Annotated in this window: 17 protein-coding genes; 8 read left to right on the top strand and 9 right to left on the bottom strand. The window is 58.9% G+C overall.

Going from position 1 to position 17,330, the window contains the following annotated elements:
• Positions 1-273 precede the first annotated feature (273 nt).
• The 7 genes from FE782_RS14915 to FE782_RS14885 all read right to left on the bottom strand — a co-directional run bounded on the left by FE782_RS14915 (position 274) and on the right by FE782_RS14885 (position 6,652).
• Positions 274-1,641 carry a DUF4179 domain-containing protein gene (locus tag FE782_RS14915; RefSeq protein ID WP_138195011.1) on the bottom strand — a complete coding sequence of 456 codons (1,368 nt, stop codon included), beginning with the start codon at positions 1,639-1,641 and terminating at the stop codon, positions 274-276.
• Positions 1,638-2,168 carry a sigma-70 family RNA polymerase sigma factor gene (locus FE782_RS14910; RefSeq protein WP_138195010.1) on the bottom strand — a complete coding sequence of 177 codons (531 nt, stop codon included), beginning with the start codon at positions 2,166-2,168 and terminating at the stop codon, positions 1,638-1,640. The genes FE782_RS14915 and FE782_RS14910 overlap by 4 nt, the downstream gene beginning before the upstream one ends.
• 396 nt (positions 2,169-2,564) lie before the next feature.
• A complete protein-coding gene (gene rplT, locus FE782_RS14905; RefSeq protein WP_138195009.1) occupies positions 2,565-2,924 on the bottom strand; it encodes a 50S ribosomal protein L20 in 360 nt (119 codons plus the stop codon).
• A 36-nt stretch (positions 2,925-2,960) separates the two neighbouring features.
• Positions 2,961-3,161: a 50S ribosomal protein L35 gene (gene rpmI / locus FE782_RS14900; RefSeq protein ID WP_138195008.1), complete on the bottom strand. Its 201-nt coding sequence runs from the start codon at positions 3,159-3,161 to the stop codon at positions 2,961-2,963.
• Between the two features lie 27 nt (positions 3,162-3,188).
• Positions 3,189-3,740 (bottom strand): translation initiation factor IF-3, encoded by a 552-nt coding sequence (gene infC / locus FE782_RS14895; RefSeq protein WP_238392499.1) that lies wholly within the window; start codon positions 3,738-3,740, stop codon positions 3,189-3,191.
• Positions 3,741-3,929: 189 nt separating this feature from the next.
• Positions 3,930-5,162 carry a glycosyltransferase family 2 protein gene (locus FE782_RS14890; protein WP_138195006.1) on the bottom strand — a complete coding sequence of 411 codons (1,233 nt, stop codon included), beginning with the start codon at positions 5,160-5,162 and terminating at the stop codon, positions 3,930-3,932.
• A gap of 335 nt (positions 5,163-5,497) precedes the next feature.
• On the bottom strand, positions 5,498-6,652 hold the full coding sequence (locus FE782_RS14885) for a glycosyltransferase family 4 protein (protein ID WP_138195005.1): 1,155 nt from the start codon (positions 6,650-6,652) through the stop codon (positions 5,498-5,500).
• 222 nt (positions 6,653-6,874) lie between these two features.
• On the opposite strand from FE782_RS14885, the gene FE782_RS14880 reads away from it, so the two are divergent.
• The 4 genes from FE782_RS14880 (at position 6,875) to FE782_RS14865 (ending at position 10,884) form a co-directional block, all read left to right on the top strand.
• The gene (locus tag FE782_RS14880) at positions 6,875-7,402 is read left to right on the top strand and encodes a phosphatase PAP2 family protein (protein WP_138195004.1); all 528 of its coding nucleotides are present in this window, start codon (positions 6,875-6,877) and stop codon (positions 7,400-7,402) included.
• Positions 7,403-7,511: 109 nt separating this feature from the next.
• Positions 7,512-8,633, top strand: coding sequence for an MGDG synthase family glycosyltransferase (locus tag FE782_RS14875; RefSeq protein WP_138195003.1), 1,122 nt, complete (start codon positions 7,512-7,514; stop codon positions 8,631-8,633).
• Between the two features lie 247 nt (positions 8,634-8,880).
• Complete coding sequence (locus tag FE782_RS32305; protein WP_158299403.1) at positions 8,881-10,449, top strand: methyl-accepting chemotaxis protein; 1,569 nt, start codon at positions 8,881-8,883, stop codon at positions 10,447-10,449.
• Positions 10,450-10,464: 15 nt separating this feature from the next.
• Positions 10,465-10,884: a chemotaxis protein CheW gene (locus FE782_RS14865; RefSeq protein WP_138195002.1), complete on the top strand. Its 420-nt coding sequence runs from the start codon at positions 10,465-10,467 to the stop codon at positions 10,882-10,884.
• A 39-nt stretch (positions 10,885-10,923) separates the two neighbouring features.
• Here the strand turns inward: FE782_RS14865 and trmB are convergent, their stop codons facing one another.
• Together trmB and FE782_RS32610 are read right to left on the bottom strand one after the other, a co-directional pair.
• A complete protein-coding gene (gene trmB / locus FE782_RS14860) occupies positions 10,924-11,652 on the bottom strand; it encodes a tRNA (guanosine(46)-N7)-methyltransferase TrmB (protein ID WP_138195001.1) in 729 nt (242 codons plus the stop codon).
• Between the two features lie 170 nt (positions 11,653-11,822).
• Positions 11,823-11,993: a hypothetical protein gene (locus tag FE782_RS32610; protein ID WP_202914541.1), complete on the bottom strand. Its 171-nt coding sequence runs from the start codon at positions 11,991-11,993 to the stop codon at positions 11,823-11,825.
• A gap of 367 nt (positions 11,994-12,360) precedes the next feature.
• On the opposite strand from FE782_RS32610, the gene mnmL reads away from it, so the two are divergent.
• From mnmL to FE782_RS14840, 4 genes are all read left to right on the top strand, one after another.
• Positions 12,361-13,329: a tRNA modification radical SAM protein MnmL/YtqA gene (mnmL, locus tag FE782_RS14855; protein WP_138195144.1), complete on the top strand. Its 969-nt coding sequence runs from the start codon at positions 12,361-12,363 to the stop codon at positions 13,327-13,329.
• A 7-nt stretch (positions 13,330-13,336) separates the two neighbouring features.
• Positions 13,337-13,915 (top strand): tRNA 5-(aminomethyl)-2-thiouridylate-methyltransferase MnmM, encoded by a 579-nt coding sequence (mnmM, locus tag FE782_RS14850; RefSeq protein ID WP_138195000.1) that lies wholly within the window; start codon positions 13,337-13,339, stop codon positions 13,913-13,915.
• A 30-nt stretch (positions 13,916-13,945) separates the two neighbouring features.
• Positions 13,946-14,914 (top strand): type I phosphomannose isomerase catalytic subunit, encoded by a 969-nt coding sequence (locus tag FE782_RS14845; protein ID WP_138194999.1) that lies wholly within the window; start codon positions 13,946-13,948, stop codon positions 14,912-14,914.
• Positions 14,915-15,048: 134 nt separating this feature from the next.
• On the top strand, positions 15,049-17,190 hold the full coding sequence (locus tag FE782_RS14840) for a catalase (protein ID WP_138194998.1): 2,142 nt from the start codon (positions 15,049-15,051) through the stop codon (positions 17,188-17,190).
• Positions 17,191-17,330: the final 140 nt, after the last annotated feature.

Here is a 17,330-nt window from a genome sequence, read left to right as displayed (position 1 = left end):
CTGCGGCACGATAACGTGTGCCAACCCGATTCCTCCTAGTAAGCGCGAATTCGCGTTGAAGCGCTAAAGTCGCACGGTTCAGAAGAACAGCTCCGAGGTGAGCTCGCATATACGGGAGTTATGGCGAAGGTTGCAGCTGATCCTTCCGCTCTCTGAACATAAGAGCCCGTAAAGCTTCGTCCTCTTCACAGCCGATCGATGTATCAAATACAGTGTGTTCATTTTGCTTAAAGATTATTATAGGGTTGCGTGAATTATGCGTCAAGTTTTAATTTACCGAATTCGAATTTCGAACGGTTCGCCCACATAGCCGGGGTAGTTGAAAATGCGGAACGTCAGCGGCTGCGCGTACGCTTCGTCCGGAATTTGGAAGGAAACGAATTGTTGCCCGTTCTCTCCCGTGCCGCCGAAGGTGCGGCCGCCTCCCGTTTCGAATGTGCGCCCGGAGCCGTCCGCGAACGCCCCTTCCACGACGGAATACAGCATTTTATCGTCCTCGTCGATGCCGTGAAGGAGGAACCGGAGTTCCAACCATTCTCCCTGATCCGTCACCTGCTCCAACGCGATGCGGTCGTCCGGCGCCTCGAGCACCGATCCCCGCTCCAGGTCGACGACGAGATCGAGACGGTCCTTATCGATCGCTCTGACCCGGGAGCCCGTCAGCGTCAGCGAATCCGGAATGGCGAACGAGCTGCCTTCGAAGTAGATGATCCTCGTTCGTTCGTCGACATGCGTAGAGCTCTGTTCGGTATATTCTTCCCCGTCGTCCCCGATCAGCTTCAAGTCCATGAAGGAAAAGATTTGCTTCGAGTTCGCCTCGTCGAACTCCGCTTCGACCGCGATCCGCGTCGGGTATACGATCGCTCTCTTAAACGTCACTCGCTGGCCTTCCAGGTCCACCGTTCGATCGATCGCGTATTCGGTGCGGAGTCCCGCCGGGTCACGCGCTTCCAACGCGACAGGAATCTCGTACGTACCGCCGAACGGCGTTACGCCGCGCCGGAGCCCCATCTCCAACGCGAACGCGTCCGGCAGCGCCGCGCCGCCCGCGAACTGCACGTCGATGTGGCCCGAGCGCGTTCGAATCGGCCCTTCGCTTTCGAGCCCCGGATTGACGAATCCCCAAGAATACATGGCCTGCAGCTCGGAGCCGTCCTGGAGACGGAACTTCGGCCGATCGACGTCCATATAGGCTGCGCCTCCTTCGGGATCCGTAATCGTATAGAACAGCACGAGCCGGCTCTCGTCCGCGATGACGCCATCCACGGTCAAGGTCACGCCGCCCAGCGTCTGCGACGCGCCGATCGGCTGGTAATAATCGTTGCGGACGGCCTCCGCCAAGCCGCGGTCATACGCGATTAGCCGCACGATCGCCTCCATGCCGGGCAGCTGGCTAAGCGCCAGCGCGAACCCAGGGAAGACGCGAATCGACACCGCGAGGAAGAGCAGCGCCGCCGCAGCGCCCGCACCGATGCGCTTCGCCGCGACCCGACGCTTCCTCGGCGACCGTCGCTCCTCGCTCGCGCGACGAATACCGGCTCGTAGCGCCTCGTCCAGCCGCTCTTCCGGCATGACCGTATCCCGGCTCTCGTCCCCCGCCTGCTCCAATAGACGGTCGATACTATCGTCGTCTCGATTCATCGTCCGTTCTCCTCCTCCCCCACGAGCGGCCTCATCAACCGCAGCGCTTGATGAAGCCGCGTCTTGACCGTTCCGATCGGCCGTTCCAGCGTCTCCGCGATTTCCGTCAGCGTCATATCCTCGAAATATTTCAAGACGATCAGCTGCTTGTACTTCGGCTCCAACCGATCGACCGCCTGCGCCACTTGCATCCGCGTCGCCCATCGACTCTCGGGCGCATCCGCTCGTTCGTCCGCCCGGTCCGCCGACTCCGTCTTCGCGAATCGCTTCCTCCGCTTCCATTCGTCGTTGCAGCAATTGAGCAGGATGCGCACGATCCAAGTCGGGAAGAGGCGCGCCTCCCGCAAGCGTCCGAACGTCTTCCAGGCCCGGTAGGTCGTCTCCTGGATCGCTTCGAGGGCATCGTCTTCGTTCTTCAAATACGCATACGCGATGCGATACAGCCGTTCCTTCTGCGAGGACATGAGCGTATAGAACGCTTCTTCGTCCCCATGCTTCGCCGCGCGCAGCAGCTCCTCGACGTCCACCGGACTCCCCCTCTCTCGCTTCGAACTACACATTAGACTGCCGTTGGCAGCAAACGGTTTTGACAAATGAAAATTTTTTTGCCCATCGGGGACCCGCTCCCCAATTTTCATATGACGCCGCTCCCCCGCCGTCATATCCCAACGAAAGGGAAAACCTCCCTCTCGCATGCCCCGATCGTCGGCTTCGCATCGCTTGAACGGGAAATCCTCCCTCTTATCCGGCGGACATCGCCCGATCCGAGCGGAAACCGACAAATAGACAGGAGCTTTTCCCGTCCAATCGCCCAGTTCGGGCTCTAAGCCGCAAATAAGCGGGAGCTTTTCCCGTTCGCACGCACGAAAAAACCGCCGTCCACGCAATAAGCGAGGACGGCGGTTCTATGACGACGCGCGAATTTACGCGTTGATCTTCTCTTTCGCTTTGCCGGCGAGCGCGTTGAACGCGTTCAGATCGTTCACGGCGAGGTCGGCGAGCATCTTGCGGTTGACCGTGATGCCGGCGAGCTTCAGGCCGTGCATCATGCGGCTGTAGGACAAGCCGTTCGTGCGAGCCGCAGCGTTGATCCGGACGATCCAAAGCTTGCGGAAGTTGCGCTTCGTCTGACGACGGTCGCGGTATGCGTACAGCAAGGACTTCATCACTTGCTCGTGAGCTTTCTTAAACAAGCGGTGCTTCGCACCGAAATAACCTTTGGCAAGCTTGATGAACTTCTTATGGCGACGACGAGTCACGAACCCGCCTTTAACTCTTGTCATGGAAATACCCTCCTATATATGGTCGTGCGAAAGTTATTATTTAAGGTTGAGCAATTGCTGCTTCAGGCGCGCGTAGTCGCCCGTGTGCATGAGCGGCTGCGTGTTCAATACGCGCTTCTGGCGCGGGCTCTTGCCGGAGAGCAAGTGGTTCTTGTGCGCCTTGTAGCGCTTCACTTTGCCCGTGCCCGTGATTTTGAAACGGTCTTTCAAGCTGCTGTGCGTCTTCATTTTAGGCATGACAGGTGTTCCTCCTAGATATTATGGTTAGGTCGTCTTGTTGGGGGCCAAAATCATGATCATGCTTCGGCCCTCGAGCTTCGGACGGCGTTCTTGCACGGCGATGTCCTGCACTTCGGCGGCGACGCGCTCAAGCACCTTCTGACCGACGCTGGCGTGCATGATTTCGCGTCCGCGGAATCGAATGCTGCACTTCACTTTATCTTGGTCGTTGATGAACTTGACGACGTTGCGAAGCTTGGTCTGATAGTCGTGCTCGTCGATCGTGGCGCTGAAGCGAACTTCCTTCAGCTCGACCACCTTCTGGTTCTTGCGGTTTTCTTTCTCTTTCTTCTGTTGCTCGTACCGGAACTTCCCGTAGTCCATAATCCGGCATACCGGCGGCTTCGCCGTCGGAGCGACGTTCACCAGGTCGAGATTCGCGTCGACGGCCATCTGCATCGCTTCGCGGAACGACACGATGCCGATCTGCTCGCCTTCCGCGCCGACGAGACGGACTTCCCGGGCGCGAATTTCTTCGTTAATCTGATGATCCTTGCTAATGGTATGCCACCTCCAAAAAATGGTCGATCCAAGCAAACAAAAAAACGCGGCGCACGGTGGAACCCACCAGTGCCCGCGTCTACCGACGAACTTCATTGCGCATATGTACGCGCTGCTCGTTAGCGGCGAACCAGCCGATCGGAAATCGGTCAGGTGAGAAGCGGGCGCTTCTTCTTTTGCTCACTCGAGTTCTTAATATATCACAAGACGCCCGCCTCGGTCAAACTAAAATTTCTGAACGTCGTCGAGCCGCAGGACGCGCGTATGCTTCGTATGGCTCCAGCTCTTGTTGTTCTGCGTGAAGAACGCGTGGAACGTGATCGGATACCACGACAGCAGGAACAACGGGAACAGGAGGAGCGAGAGGTACATTTTCCAAGACTTGACCTTCTCGAGCGCCAGCGCCAACGGGAACTGCATGTAGACGACGATCAAGCCCACCGTGCCGAGCCAGATCGGAACGAAATCGTACACCGAGATGAACGTCGGCTTGCCCGGCATGATTTGATCGACCCACAGGACGACGGTGAAGATGAGCGACAAGAGCACGTTGTACACGCTGACGGAGTAAAGCGCCGTGTCGATCTTCGTCCACTTCCGCTCCTTGATGCCTTGCCACAGCAGCGGGAAGAAGTAGCGGCGGGCGACGTCGAAGTGCCCTTGCATCCAACGCAGACGCTGGCGGGCCGACGCTTGGAACGTCAGCGGCTTCTCGTCGTACACCTTCGCGTCGTAATTGAACGTCGGGTAGACGCCGCGCTGCACGCAGCGCATCGTGAACTCGAGATCCTCGACGAGCGACGTCGCGCCCCAGCCCATCTCCTTCAGCAGCTTCGACTCGAAGCACATGCCGGTGCCGCCGAGGAAGTTCGCCATGCCGAGCGCGCGGCGCGGCATCTGCCACAGCCGGTTGCAGAACCAATACGTCACGCCGTAGGCGGCGGTGATCCAAGAATCGGCCGGATTTTTCGTATCCAGGTAAGCCTGTACGACGCGCGAGCCGTTGCACAGGTCGTTGTTCATCTCGCGCAAGTATTGCGGGCTGACGAGATTGTCCGCGTCGAACATGACGACGGCGTCGTACTGCCGCTCCATGCCCCACAGCTCCTTCAGCATCCATTCGATCGCGAAGCCTTTGCCGCGCAGCGCGTTGTTGCGACGCTCCATGGCGATCGCGCCGTGCGCGCGGACCACGTCCGCCGTGCCGTCCGTGCAATTGTCGCAGATGACGAAGATGTCGTACATCTCGCGCGGGTAATCGAGCGTCTTCAAGTTTTCGATCAGCGCCCCGACGACTTGCTCCTCGTTGTGCGCGGCCACGAGCACCGCGAACGTCTTCTGCGGCGCGTGCGCCTTGCGTTCCTTCTTGATTTTCAATCCCCAGAACGACAAGACCAACTGATAAAGCCCCACTGCGAACAATCCGATTTGCACGACGAGAACGATTGCGTTCATCATGTTGCCCCCTTTTTCTCTCTTATACGGTACTTGTTACCAGACGACGATAGCCGCCTGAAGGTTTCGTCCGAACCGAACCCGATTCTGGAAAATGGCAAATCGCTTCCTGATTTTGCGACAGAACGGCTAGGAAGTCAAAAACCGTCAGCGGCGAAATCCGGCGATTCTCCCTCGGAAAACGGGATTGTCGCGCGCTTCGGCACCGACGGTTCATTCATTATTTCACGCTATGTTGTTATTTTACCGTTTTTCGCGATTTTTATGACAAAAAGATTACCGATTGTTACAGAAATGTTACAAAAGGCCTGCCGAAACCTTTCTTTTTCCCAAGTCGTCTATACAAGAAGCGCTTCTCGGGACGAACGAACCACGCCGCGGTATGAGATTAACAAGCCTTGGAAAATGAGATCCCACGACTGTTCCCTCGCGTAAGCGAGCCCCTTCGCACCCAGCCGTTCTCGGAGCGCCGCGTCTCGACGCAGCGTCGACAGCGCGGCCGCGAAGGCGGCGGCGTCCCGCGGCGGGCAAAGCCAGCCCGTATCGCCGTGCCGCACGTTGTCGGCGACGCCGCCGGCCCGCGCTCCGACGACGGGCGTCCCGGACGCCATCGCCTCCAGCACGACGTTGCCGAACGTCTCCGTCGCCGACGGAAACAGGAACACGTCCGATGCGGCGTACAGCTCGGCGAGGCGGCGCCCTTCGACGAAGCCGAGCAGCTTGATCCTCTCGCCGGGGACGATCGACTCGGCCAGCTCGCGGTAGAGCGGGCCGTCGCCCGCGACGACGAGTTCGATCCCCGCGCGTTCGTCCTCCGGCAGCGACCGATACGCTTCGAACAGAATGTCTACGCTCTTCTCGGCGGCGAGACGGCCTACATACAGCGCGACGAAAGACGACGGGTCGATTCCGAACGAGCGGAGCGCCGCGTCGCGGTCGACGCCGGGACCGAACTGGTCCGCGGCGATGCCTCGGCCCCAGATTTCCATCTCCGGGAAGCCGTATGGCGTCAGATGATCCTTGGCCGATCGCGAAGGCACATAAACTTTCAGGCAATCCGCGTAAAACCACGACATATATTTCATAAGAACGGGTTCCATCCATTGGAGCTTGTAATAGGACAAGTATTGATCGAAGTGAGTATGGTAGGAGCCGACCAGCGGAATGCCGCGTTTCTTGGCGTAATGGCTGCCGTAGAAGCCTATGTTGAACGGGGTCGCGACATGCACGATCGTCGGATCGAAATCGCGCAGCGCCTTCTTCATCTGGATCGGATTCGGCAGCGCGAACTTGCATTCCGGGTACAGCAGGAACGGGACGCTGAACAATCGTTCCGCCGACGATCTGTCCGCGGCGAATCGCTCCTCCGCCGTCGGGGCGAACACCTTGCAGGCGACGCCTTGCGACTCGAGGTACGCCGCCCATCTTCCGAGCGTCTTCGCAACCCCGTTCACTTCCGGCACGTACGTATCGGTAAACAATGCGACTCTCATGGCTCTGGCCTCCCTTGCGGCCGCCGGCCGCCGATAATTGCTTCTATAGTATATTCGGCATCTATTAGCGGAACGTCATCCCTGCGTTAAATTCGGTCCCGGGCAACATTTCACATTCCCCTGATACCGCGTTAACAATAGCATTTTACAATAATGGCTGTAGCCATTATACCGACATTTCTAGTACAATAAGAACAGACAATAGAGGAGGATCCGCATACAATGACCCGTATCGTCACTTGGCTGAAGGCTCACGACCAGCGCATGTTCTTCCTCGTCAATCGAAGATTCAATCACGCGCTGCTAGGGATGCTGCTCAGCCGAATCACGCATCTCGGGGGCGCGCGCGCGACGATTCTCGCGACGCTCGGCATCTGGTGGCTGGCTCCGAAGCCCGTTTCGACGGTCGGCCTGCAAGCGTTCATCGCCTTGGCGCTCAGTCATATTCCGGTCGCCATCGTGAAGAAGCTGTACCCGCGACTCCGTCCGTATCTCGCCCTGCCGGACGCGATCGCCTGCAAGAACCCGCTGAAGGATCATTCGTTTCCGTCCGGACATACGACGGCGATCTTCTCCGTCATCGCCCCCTTCGTCATCGCCTTCAATTGGATCGGCTTCATTCTGATCCCGTTCGCGATGATCGTCGGCATGTCCCGCATGTATCTCGGCCTGCACTATCCTTCCGACGTCGCCGCCGGCTGCGTCATCGGCTGTATCACGGCTTCCTGTACGGTTGCTTTTCTCGGGTAATGTCGTTATTCTTTGCATCATATGGTTAAATCATATACAGTTGTACCAGGTATTTCCGATACGTTACCACAAGTGTTGAGAGGCGCCCATTAAGGTCAGGTGAACTTCCTTGCAACGAAAGAAGAGGGTATTGATCCTTTCGGAGGGATTCGGAGCCGGGCACACGCAGGCGGCCCATGCGCTGGCCGTCAGCATCAAACGAATGTCTCCCAACGTGCAGACGCGGGTGCTCGAGCTCGGGTCGTTTCTGCATCCGACGATTTTCCCGATGATATTTAACGCATACAAGAAGACGATCAATTCCCAGCCGAAGCTGTACGGCATGGTGTACCGGTCTCAGTATAAGAAGAAGATCGGCCGGCTGTCCCAGCTCGCGCTGCATCGCATCTTTTACGCGCAGACCGCGCACATCATCCGTACGCTGAAGCCGAACGCGATCGTGTGCACGCACCCTTTTCCCAACATCGTCGTATCGAGGCTGAAGCGTTCCGCCGGCTTGGACGTGCCGCTGTGCACCGTCATCACCGACTACGACGCCCACGGCACATGGGTTTCGGCGGAGACGAACCGGTACCTCGTCTCGACGCCGGAGGTCAAGAACAAGCTGATCGCCCGGGGCATCCCGAGCCGCATCATCCGCGTCACCGGCATCCCGGTGCATCCGAACTTCTGGGAGCATCAGGATAAGGACGAGATCCGCGCCGAATTCGGCCTCAAGCCGATGCCGACCGTGCTCGTCATGGGCGGCGGATGGGGGCTCGTGAATCAAGAGGAGCTGCTCCAATACATGGTCGCTTGGCGCGACCGGATCCAATTCATCTTCGTGCTCGGCAACAACCGCAAGGCGCTCGACGAGATGTCGGAGGATCCAGCGTTCAAGCACGAAAACATCAAGCTGCTCGGCTTTACGCGCGACGTCGACAAGCTGATGGAAATTTCCGATTTGCTCATTACGAAGCCCGGCGGCATGACGTGCACGGAGGCGCTCGCGAAGGGGCTGCCGATGCTGTTCCACGAGGCGATTCCGGGGCAGGAAGAGGAGAACGCGCAGTATTTCACGAGCAACGGCTTCGGCGAGCAGCTGAAGTCGGTCGAGACGATCGATTACTGGTTCAACCGGCTCGTCATGCAATACGACGAAGTGCTGCAGCGGCGGCGCGCGGTGACGCAGATGCTGAAACAAACGAATCCGGAGGATTGCTCGAAGGCGATCTTGCAGATGGTGAATTGAAGTTATTGAAACCATAGGATTACCCGTCGGGGCTTCCCGCGCAAGCAGACGAACTGCTTGCCGGGGGGCCCTTTTCGTGTCCTGCCTTTTTAACCCTCGGACCCCGTTTACCATATAAATCTTGGCAGCGTCAATAGGATTTGAAACGGTTATTAAAGCGTTTACGCATAGGGCTTTATCCTCATAGACTACATATGTACAACCCATAACATCACTAGAAAACCTGCTGAAAGGGTGACATGCCGCGATGAAGATTTCTACGCTGCTCAAGTCTATGGGGATTGTGTTTTTACTGTTGGGGGGAGCTCTTTCGTATTCCGTATGGCAGCTTCAATCCGACTATTCGAATGTACGGGATGCCGTGAGCCGCCAGGGGGAATTCAAGCAGCTCGGGATCGACTTGGCGGACGCATCCGATTACTTGACCAACGAAGCAAGAAATTTCGTACAGTTCGGGGAACGGAAGCATTACGATAACTACTGGCGAGAGGTCAACGAGACGAAAACCCGGGATCGGGTCGTCGAGCGATTGAAGGAGCTCGGCTCCCCCATCGAAGAATTGGAGCTGATCGAAGAGGCCAAGCGCCGATCCGACTCGCTCGTCCGGACGGAGGATGCCGCGATCGCGGCTGCGGAGGCCGGCAACTTCGACGAGGCCCGCAAGCTTATGTTCAGCGAACAGTACGATGCCGATAAGAAAATGATTATGGAGCCGATCGACGAATTCCAAAACGTAATGAATACGCGAGCGGAGCAGGAAACCGAAACGGCGCAAAACCGCTTCTACTTCATGCTGTACGTCATGATCGGTTTGATCGTCGTCGTATCCTTCGCGATGGCCGGCTCCATCTGGTTGCTATTCGCGAGGCTCCGTCCGTTGAAGACGATCGCTCGGACGATGGGCGAGCTGGCGAACAACGAGGGAGACTTGACGCGGCGCCTGCCGGACACCGGCAAGGACGAAATCGGGCAGCTGGCGAAATCGTTCAACTCTATGCTCTCCAGTTATCAAGCCATCATCCGCAATATCATAGATTCGTCCCGCGAAGTGTCGGGAGCGTCTCAGGAAATCTCCGCTTCGACCGAGGAAATCGCCAGCGGCAACCAAGAACAGTCCGCGGCCGCGCTTCAAATTAACGAGTTGTTTAAAGAGCTCAACGCCAGCATGGAGACGATCGCGTCCAATACGGAACACGCGGCGGAAATCGCAGGGAAGACGTCCGAAATCGCCCGGGAGGGCGGGATAATCATCCAGAAAACCTCTGACGGGATGAACGAGCTTTGCCGGCAGATCAACATTCTGGAAAGCGACTCGGACAAGATCGGGGAAATCGTGGAGGTCATCGACGAGATCGCGGATCAGACGAACTTGCTGGCGCTGAACGCGGCCATCGAGGCGGCCCGGGCGGGCGACCATGGACGCGGCTTCGCGGTCGTCGCCGACGAGGTTCGAAAGCTCGCGGAGCGGAGCAGCGACGCGACGAAGGAAATCGCCGGCATCATCCGCAGCATGCAAAACAATATGAAGCAGAGCGTCAAGGCTACGGAGCAGACGGCTGCGTATACCGAGCAGAGCGGCCAAGCGTTCGGCTCTATCGTCGGAATGGTCGAGAACACTTCCGCTAGAGTATTGGAGATCGCAGCCGCCGCCGAGGAGCAAACCGCCCAATCCGGCAATATTTTAAACGCCATCGAGACGATCGCGGCCGCGAGCGAGGAAGCGGCGGCCGCTTCCCAAGAAGTGGCTAACGCTTCCCAATCGCTGTCCAAGCTATCGGAATCGTTGTCGGAATCGGTCTCCTCGTTCAAGGTGTAGAGGGGGGCTTCGGGTATGCAAACGCAAGCGGAGCAATTCGTGGAAATCCGAATCGGCGCGGAGAAGTACGCGATAACGATCTTTAAAATCAAGGAAATTATTCGAATCCCCAGAATCACTTATGTGCCTGGCGCCGACTCGCAATTCAAGGGCATTATTAATTTGAGAGGCGACGTACTGCCCGTTCTCGATCTCGGCGAGACGCTAGGCACGCGTTGCGACTCCGAACAGAAACGCTCCCGCATTATCGTCTTCCAAGACGAAGGCAAGTCGTTGCTCGGCGTCATCGTAGACGAGGTGATCAAGGTCACCCGGTATCGGGAGCTTCGTCCCCTTCCGGCTTCCGCGGAGGGGGCGAACTCCCGATTATCCGGGATCGGCGTGGCCGAACAGGGCATGGTCGGCATTCTCGACATCGACAAGTTCATTTCATAACCGGCTGCCTGTAGGACGTAGCAGAGCTTCTGCTGCGTCCTATGCCTTCTTCGCGGCCGTTAACTCCCTGCGCCTCGCGACGGCCCGCTCCCCCACGATCACTTCGACGCGGTGAATGTTCACGCCCTGACCCGAGAACTTCGTCTCGTATTCCGTCATGACGTTGTTCGGCGCCGGACCTTGCGCGTGCAGGTCGAGCGAAATGTTGCGCATCATCAGCTCCATCTCGGCGAACGAATTGAGCGAGAATTCGAACAAGGACCGGGAATCGGTCTTGAAATGGATCTCGCCGTCCTCGTTCAAGATGTCGATGTACTTCGTCAAGAAATTCGCGTGCGTCAGGCGGCGATTCGCATGGCGCGTCTTCGGCCACGGGTCGCTGAAGTTGAGATAGATACGCTCGATCTCGTTCGGCGCGAACATCTCCTCGATCCCTTCGATATTGCCGAGCGCCAGCCTGAGGTTGTTCGGCGCCTCCGCGCCGCCATGCTCCGCCGCCCACGCCTCGCGCGTCTCCTCGGCTTTCTCGCTGCCCTTGCGGATCAGCTCGTCGTACATATCGATCCCGATGAAATTCCATTCGGGATGCTGCAGGCTCATCAAGCTGATGAACCGGCCCTTGCCCATGCCGAGCTCCACGTGAATCGGGCGGTCGTTGCCGAACACCTCGCGCCAGCGGCCCTTGTATTGCTTCGGCTGCAGGACGACGCGCTCCTCCAACGTCTGCAGCAGCTCTTTCGTTCCGGTTCTTCTACGTAAACGCGTCATTCGGTGTCGTTCCCCTTTATCTTTCATGCCTATCGGCAATTCGCTTCCCCTATTGTGCCCAATTCGGGGCGGGCTTGTAAAGCGCCATTGTTCCGCAGGTCGTTCCCACGAAAAAGAGCCCTCCCGCTCCGCAGGAAAGCTCTTCGATATGCGTGCATTCGCTAGTTCGACTATTGCTTCAGCATTTTGTTCTCGACGGTTTCTTTCAGCTTCTTGCGAGCGCTCGGGAGAAGCTCCGGCTGCTCGTTGAACTTGATGCCCGTGAGGGCGATCGCTTCCTTCACCGTCAACTCGACCACGATTTTCTCCTCGCCATGAGGAACCGCTACTTCGTGCGCCATGTCGATCACCTCGTCTATGCAAATTTTCGGAAGGTAATTTCAGTGTGCCCTTCCCGCACAAACCCCAAACAACACGGCAGTGATACAAGGATTTTCCTTGCTGCGACACACTTGTAATATAACATAACATGTGAGATATGTCAAGTTGAAAGCGCTGTCTATTCGCGAAAACAGGCTTGTCCCGACTCCGTACCTTCATCGTCGTTCCCTCTCCCAACGTACGGATTTCGGTCGATCCGCCGCCGGAAATCGCGCGCCAAGGGGCGTTGAGTCGGCGAAACTCGCTCCGTTTCCTTCCTTCGCCTAATTACGGTACAATGAAAGACGAAAAATTTTTTTAGGAATCGAGATGGTTCGAATGACTCGAATGACGGACGTCGCCACGGCCCCGCTCCTATGGGGGGACAAGCGGTTTCATACATGGAATACCGAGATGCGGGAGCAGTTCGGCGAGAAGGTGTTCAAGGTGATGCTCGACGCCGGCTTCACGTGCCCGAACCGGGACGGCTCCATCGCGACGGGCGGCTGTACGTTCTGCAGCGCGCGCGGGTCCGGCGACTTCGCCGGCAGCCGGCGCGACGACCTCGTCGTGCAGTTCGAGAAGGTGCGCGACCGCCAGCACGCGAAGTGGCCGAACGCGAAGTATATCGGCTACTTCCAGGCGTATACGAATACGTACGCGCCGGTGAGCGAACTGCGCGAGTATTACGAGGCGATCTTGGCGCTGCCGGGGGTGGTGGGGCTGTCGATCGCGACGCGCCCGGACTGCTTGCCGGACGACGTCGTCGATTACCTGGCGGAGTTGAACGAGCGAACGTATTTGTGGCTCGAGATGGGGCTGCAGACGGTGCACGAGTCGACGTCCGTCTTGATTAACCGGGCGCACGACACGGAGACGTATCTTCGCGCCGTAGAGAAATTGCGGGCGCGGGGCATTCGCGTGTGCGCGCACATTATTTACGGCTTGCCGCAGGAGACGCACGAGATGATGCTCGAGACGGGCGAAGCGGTGTCGCGGATGGACGTGCAGGGGATCAAGATCCACCTGCTCCACCTCATGCGCAAGACGCCGATGGTGAAGCAGTACGAGGCCGGGCTGCTGCGGTTCCTCGAGCGGGACGAATACGTCGGCCTCGTCGTCGATACGCTCGAGCGGCTGCCCCCGGAGATGATCGTGCACCGGGTGACCGGCGACGCGCCGCGCGACCTGCTCATCGGGCCGATGTGGAGCCTGCGCAAGTGGGAAGTGCTGAACGCGATCGACGCCGAGCTGATCCGCCGCGATACGTGGCAGGGCAAGCTGTGGCGGCCCGCGGCTGCGGAGATCGGGAGGTAAGCGCGGGATGGGCTTTCTTTCGATCCTGTCGTTCGCTCACGCCTTGGCGCGGGAGCGGGTGCGGCCCGGCGACGTCGCGGTCGACGCGACGATGGGCAACGGGCGCGACACGCTGTTTCTTGCAGGCCTCGTAGGAGAAGGCGGCCGCGTGTATGCGTTCGACGTGCAGGAGGCCGCGCTGGCGAACACCCGCGAGCGGTTGGCGGCGGCCGGTGTGCCGGCCTCGCGATGCTCGCTGCTGCTGCGCGACCACGCGGAGTTGGCCGAGGCGCTGCCCGCCGAGGAGCACGGCCGAGTCGCCGCCGTCCTGTTCAACCTCGGCTACCTGCCCGGCGGCGATCGCAGCGTCGTGACGACGCCTGCGTCCACGCTGCAGGCGTTGGACGCGGGGCTCGCGGCGCTTCGGCCCGGCGGCGTCCTGTGCGCCGTCGTGTATCCGGGCCACCCGGGCGGCGCCGAGGAAGCCGCCGCCGTCGAGGCGTGGGCGGCGGCTTTGGAGCAGGCGCGGTATCAAGCGATGACGTATCGTTTTCTGAATCAGCGAAGCGCGCCGCCGTACGTGGTGGCCGCGGAGAAGCGAAACTAATGCGATTGCACTCATTGGGGAGATGATTTCGTGGTAACGCCATATCCATTGAAGTTTGTACCGGAATTTAAGGAGCGCGTCTGGGGCGCGCGGGAGCTGGAGCGGTTCGGCTTCGACTTGCCGGCCGGCAATATCGGCGAAGGCTGGATGATCGGCGAGCATCCGAACGGGACGACTGCCGTGGCGGACGGGGCCCTCGCAGGCGTCCGGCTCGACGAGCTGCGCGAGCGGTTCGGGGCGGAATGGCTCGGGGCGCGCGGCATTAGCGCGAAGACGGGCCGCTTCCCGCTATTGATCAAGCTGCTTGATTGCAGCGACGATCTATCCGTCCAGGTGCACCCGAACGACGACTACGAGCGTCTGGGCGCCGGCGAGCTGGGCAAGACGGAGATGTGGTATGTGCTCGACGCGAAGCCGGGCGCGAAGATCATCTACGGTCTGCGCGAAGGCGTCGACCGGGAGACGTTGGCTGCGGCGATCGACCAGGGGCGGATCCTCGACTGCTTGCATGAAGTCGAGGCGAAGCCGGGCGATACGTTCTACATCCCTGCAGGCACGGTGCATGCGCTCGGAGCGGGCGTGCTCGTGGCGGAGATTCAGCAAAACTCCGACACGACCTACCGCCTGTACGATTACAACCGTCCGGGATTGGACGGCAAGCCGCGCGAGCTCCATATCGAGGACTCGCTGAACGTTATCGCGTACGACGGCGCCGGCGCGTCGTACGGCAAGACCGAGCTCCCAGCGGACAACGCGTGGCTGCCGCTCGCCGCTTCCCCTTACTTCACGGTGGAGAAGGGCCGCGCCTCCGGCGAGTGGGCGCTGTCCACGTCCGCGGACAGCTTCCAGATTCTCATCGTCTGCGAAGGCGACGGCGCCATCCGCTGGGCCGGCGGCGAAGCGCCGCTGCGTCCGGGCGACTGCTTCCTCCTCCCGGCCAACCTCGGCGATTACAAGCTGACCGGCGGCCTGACCGTGCTCCGCAGCTACGTGCCTTAAGCCTTATAAGCAACATCGCCCTCCCGGGAACCGGGAGGGCTTTTATTTTGCCTTGCCACAACTTCTCCGCGACACCGTAATATACGAAAGTTTACTCTTGGCTCGCGCGGGGTATAAAAGGGGTAAGCAAGTAAATGTCAGGAGGTTTCACGTTGGAACAGAATCGCCCGCCTAGCGAAACGGCAAAGCAGGATCAGTTGAAGGAGTATACGGTTGATCATACGAACCAACCGCTGACGACGAATCAAGGGGTCAAGGTGACCGATACGAATGATTCTTTAAAGGCCGGCGGACGCGGGCCTACCTTGATGGAGGATTTCCACTTCCGCGAGAAAATGACGCACTTCGACCATGAGCGAATTCCCGAGCGCGTCGTCCACGCCCGCGGCTTCGGCGCGCACGGCGTCTTCCAGGTATACAAGCCCCTGACGGAATATACCTCGGCTAAGTTCCTGCAAGATCCATCGGCGCAAACTCCCGTCTTCGTCAGGTTTTCGACGGTCGTCGGCTCTCGCGGTTCGGCCGATACGGTGCGGGACGTTCGCGGGTTCTCCACCAAGTTTTACACCGAAGAAGGCAACTACGACCTCGTCGCCAACAATATGCCTGTGTTCTTCATTCAAGACGCCATCAAATTCCCGGATATGGTGCATTCCATCAAGCCGGAGCCGCATAATGAAATCCCGCAGGCCTCCGCGGCGCACGATACGTTTTGGGATTTCGTCGCGAGCAACACCGAAACCGCTCATATGATTATGTGGCTCCTCTCGGACCGGGGCATCCCGAGAAGCTTCCGGATGATGGAGGGCTTCGGGGTCCACACGTTCCGACTCGTAAATGCGCAAGGGAAAGCCACCTTCGTGAAATTTCATTGGAAGCCTATGCTCGGCGTACATTCCCTCGTATGGGACGAGGCCCAGAAGCTGGCCGGGAAGGATCCGGACGTGCATCGCCGGGACCTGTACGACGCCATCAACATGGGGGATTTCCCCGAATTCGAGCTCGGCATGCAATTGTTGGACGAGGCCGACGAATTCAAGTTCGACTTCGATATTTTGGATCCGACCAAGATTTGGCCCGAAGAGACGATTCCTGTAGTGAAGGTCGGCAAGATGACCTTGAATCGCAATGTGGAGAACTTCTTCGCCGAAACCGAGCAAGTGGCTTTCCACCCTGGGAACGTCGTACCCGGCATCGACTTCACGAACGATCCGCTGCTTCAGGGACGGTTATTTTCTTATACGGATACGCAATTAATCCGACTAGGCGGCCCGAACTTCCACGAGATCCCGATCAACCGGCCGGTGGCGCCCGTGCACAACAATCAACGCGACGGATATCATCGCATGACGATCGACCGGGGCGTTACCAGTTATTCGCCGAACTCGATTCAAGGGAACTCGCCGTTCCCGGCGCCGGACGGGTACAAGCACTATGCGGAAAAGGTGGAAGGCAAAAAAATTCGAGCGCGCAGCGAAAGCTTCAACGACCACTTCAGCCAAGCCAGACTGTTCTGGAACAGCATGTCGGCGATCGAGCAGGAACATATCGTCAAGGCGTTCCATTTCGAGGTGGGCAGCGTGATGAGCAAGGAAATCCGGCAACGCGTCGTCGACATGTTCAACCGGGTAGACAACGGTCTGGCGGTGAAAATCGCCGAAGGGGTCGGGGCGACGCCGCCCGCCGCGTCCCCGGAGCAGGCGCAGACCGCGGCATCTTCTCCCGCGTTAAGCCAGATGAACACCGTGAAGACGGCGCGGACCCGCAAGGCGGCGATCGTTCTCGATCATGGGTTCAGCCATAACGAAGTGACGCAGATGCTCAATGCGTTGAACGGCGCGGGCGTGAAAGCGGACATCGTCGCCAAGCGATTGGGGATGTATACGAGCGCGGAAGGTCCTCAGATCGAAGCGAACAAGCATTTCTTGAATACCGCCTCCGTCTATTATGATGCCGTCTACATTCCGGGCGGTCGGCAGAGCGTCGACGCCCTGCAAGGCAATGGCGACGCGCTCCACTTCGTGAACGAAGCTTTCAAGCATGCCAAGACCGTCGGCGCGTCCAACGAAGGCGTCGACCTGCTGGCGGCCTCCCAGATCGTCGGTACGACGCTGGCCGGAATCGACGCCCAAGGGCAGCTGTTCAACGAGATGGGAACGATCTCCGTCCGCAACGCAACGGATCTTGCCGCCTTCGGCACCGCATTCGCGGATGCCATAGCGCAGCACCGTCATTGGGAACGCGAGATGCTATTGGTCGGCCAAGTGCCGGGATAAAGCCCAGAGTTTCATCCGAAAGACGGAAATCGCCGCACCCTCCATGACCTAGGAGGATGCGGCGATTTCTTTGCGCGTAAGTTACCTTGACGGATGCGGACTCGGCGAACTGCAGCTCCTTCCGACCTCCTTCTCTTCCG

This window comes from Paenibacillus antri (assembly GCF_005765165.1).
GTDB lineage: Bacteria > Bacillota > Bacilli > Paenibacillales > YIM-B00363 > Paenibacillus_AE > Paenibacillus_AE antri.
This window is presented reverse-complemented; position numbering and strand designations above follow the sequence as displayed.

Coding starts and splice junctions, on each gene's coding strand:
- FE782_RS14915 (WP_138195011.1), bottom strand. CDS start 1,641: ATGAATCGAGACGACGATAGTATCGACCGTCTATTGGAGCAGGCGGGG.
- rplT (WP_138195009.1), bottom strand. CDS start 2,924: ATGACAAGAGTTAAAGGCGGGTTCGTGACTCGTCGTCGCCATAAGAAG.
- rpmI (WP_138195008.1), bottom strand. CDS start 3,161: ATGCCTAAAATGAAGACGCACAGCAGCTTGAAAGACCGTTTCAAAATC.
- FE782_RS14890 (WP_138195006.1), bottom strand. CDS start 5,162: ATGATGAACGCAATCGTTCTCGTCGTGCAAATCGGATTGTTCGCAGTG.
- FE782_RS14885 (WP_138195005.1), bottom strand. CDS start 6,652: ATGAGAGTCGCATTGTTTACCGATACGTACGTGCCGGAAGTGAACGGG.
- FE782_RS14880 (WP_138195004.1), top strand. CDS start 6,875: ATGACCCGTATCGTCACTTGGCTGAAGGCTCACGACCAGCGCATGTTC.
- FE782_RS32305 (WP_158299403.1), top strand. CDS start 8,881: ATGAAGATTTCTACGCTGCTCAAGTCTATGGGGATTGTGTTTTTACTG.
- FE782_RS14865 (WP_138195002.1), top strand. CDS start 10,465: ATGCAAACGCAAGCGGAGCAATTCGTGGAAATCCGAATCGGCGCGGAG.
- trmB (WP_138195001.1), bottom strand. CDS start 11,652: ATGACGCGTTTACGTAGAAGAACCGGAACGAAAGAGCTGCTGCAGACG.
- FE782_RS32610 (WP_202914541.1), bottom strand. CDS start 11,993: ATGGCGCACGAAGTAGCGGTTCCTCATGGCGAGGAGAAAATCGTGGTC.
- mnmL (WP_138195144.1), top strand. CDS start 12,361: ATGACGGACGTCGCCACGGCCCCGCTCCTATGGGGGGACAAGCGGTTT.
- mnmM (WP_138195000.1), top strand. CDS start 13,337: ATGGGCTTTCTTTCGATCCTGTCGTTCGCTCACGCCTTGGCGCGGGAG.
- FE782_RS14840 (WP_138194998.1), top strand. CDS start 15,049: ATGTCAGGAGGTTTCACGTTGGAACAGAATCGCCCGCCTAGCGAAACG.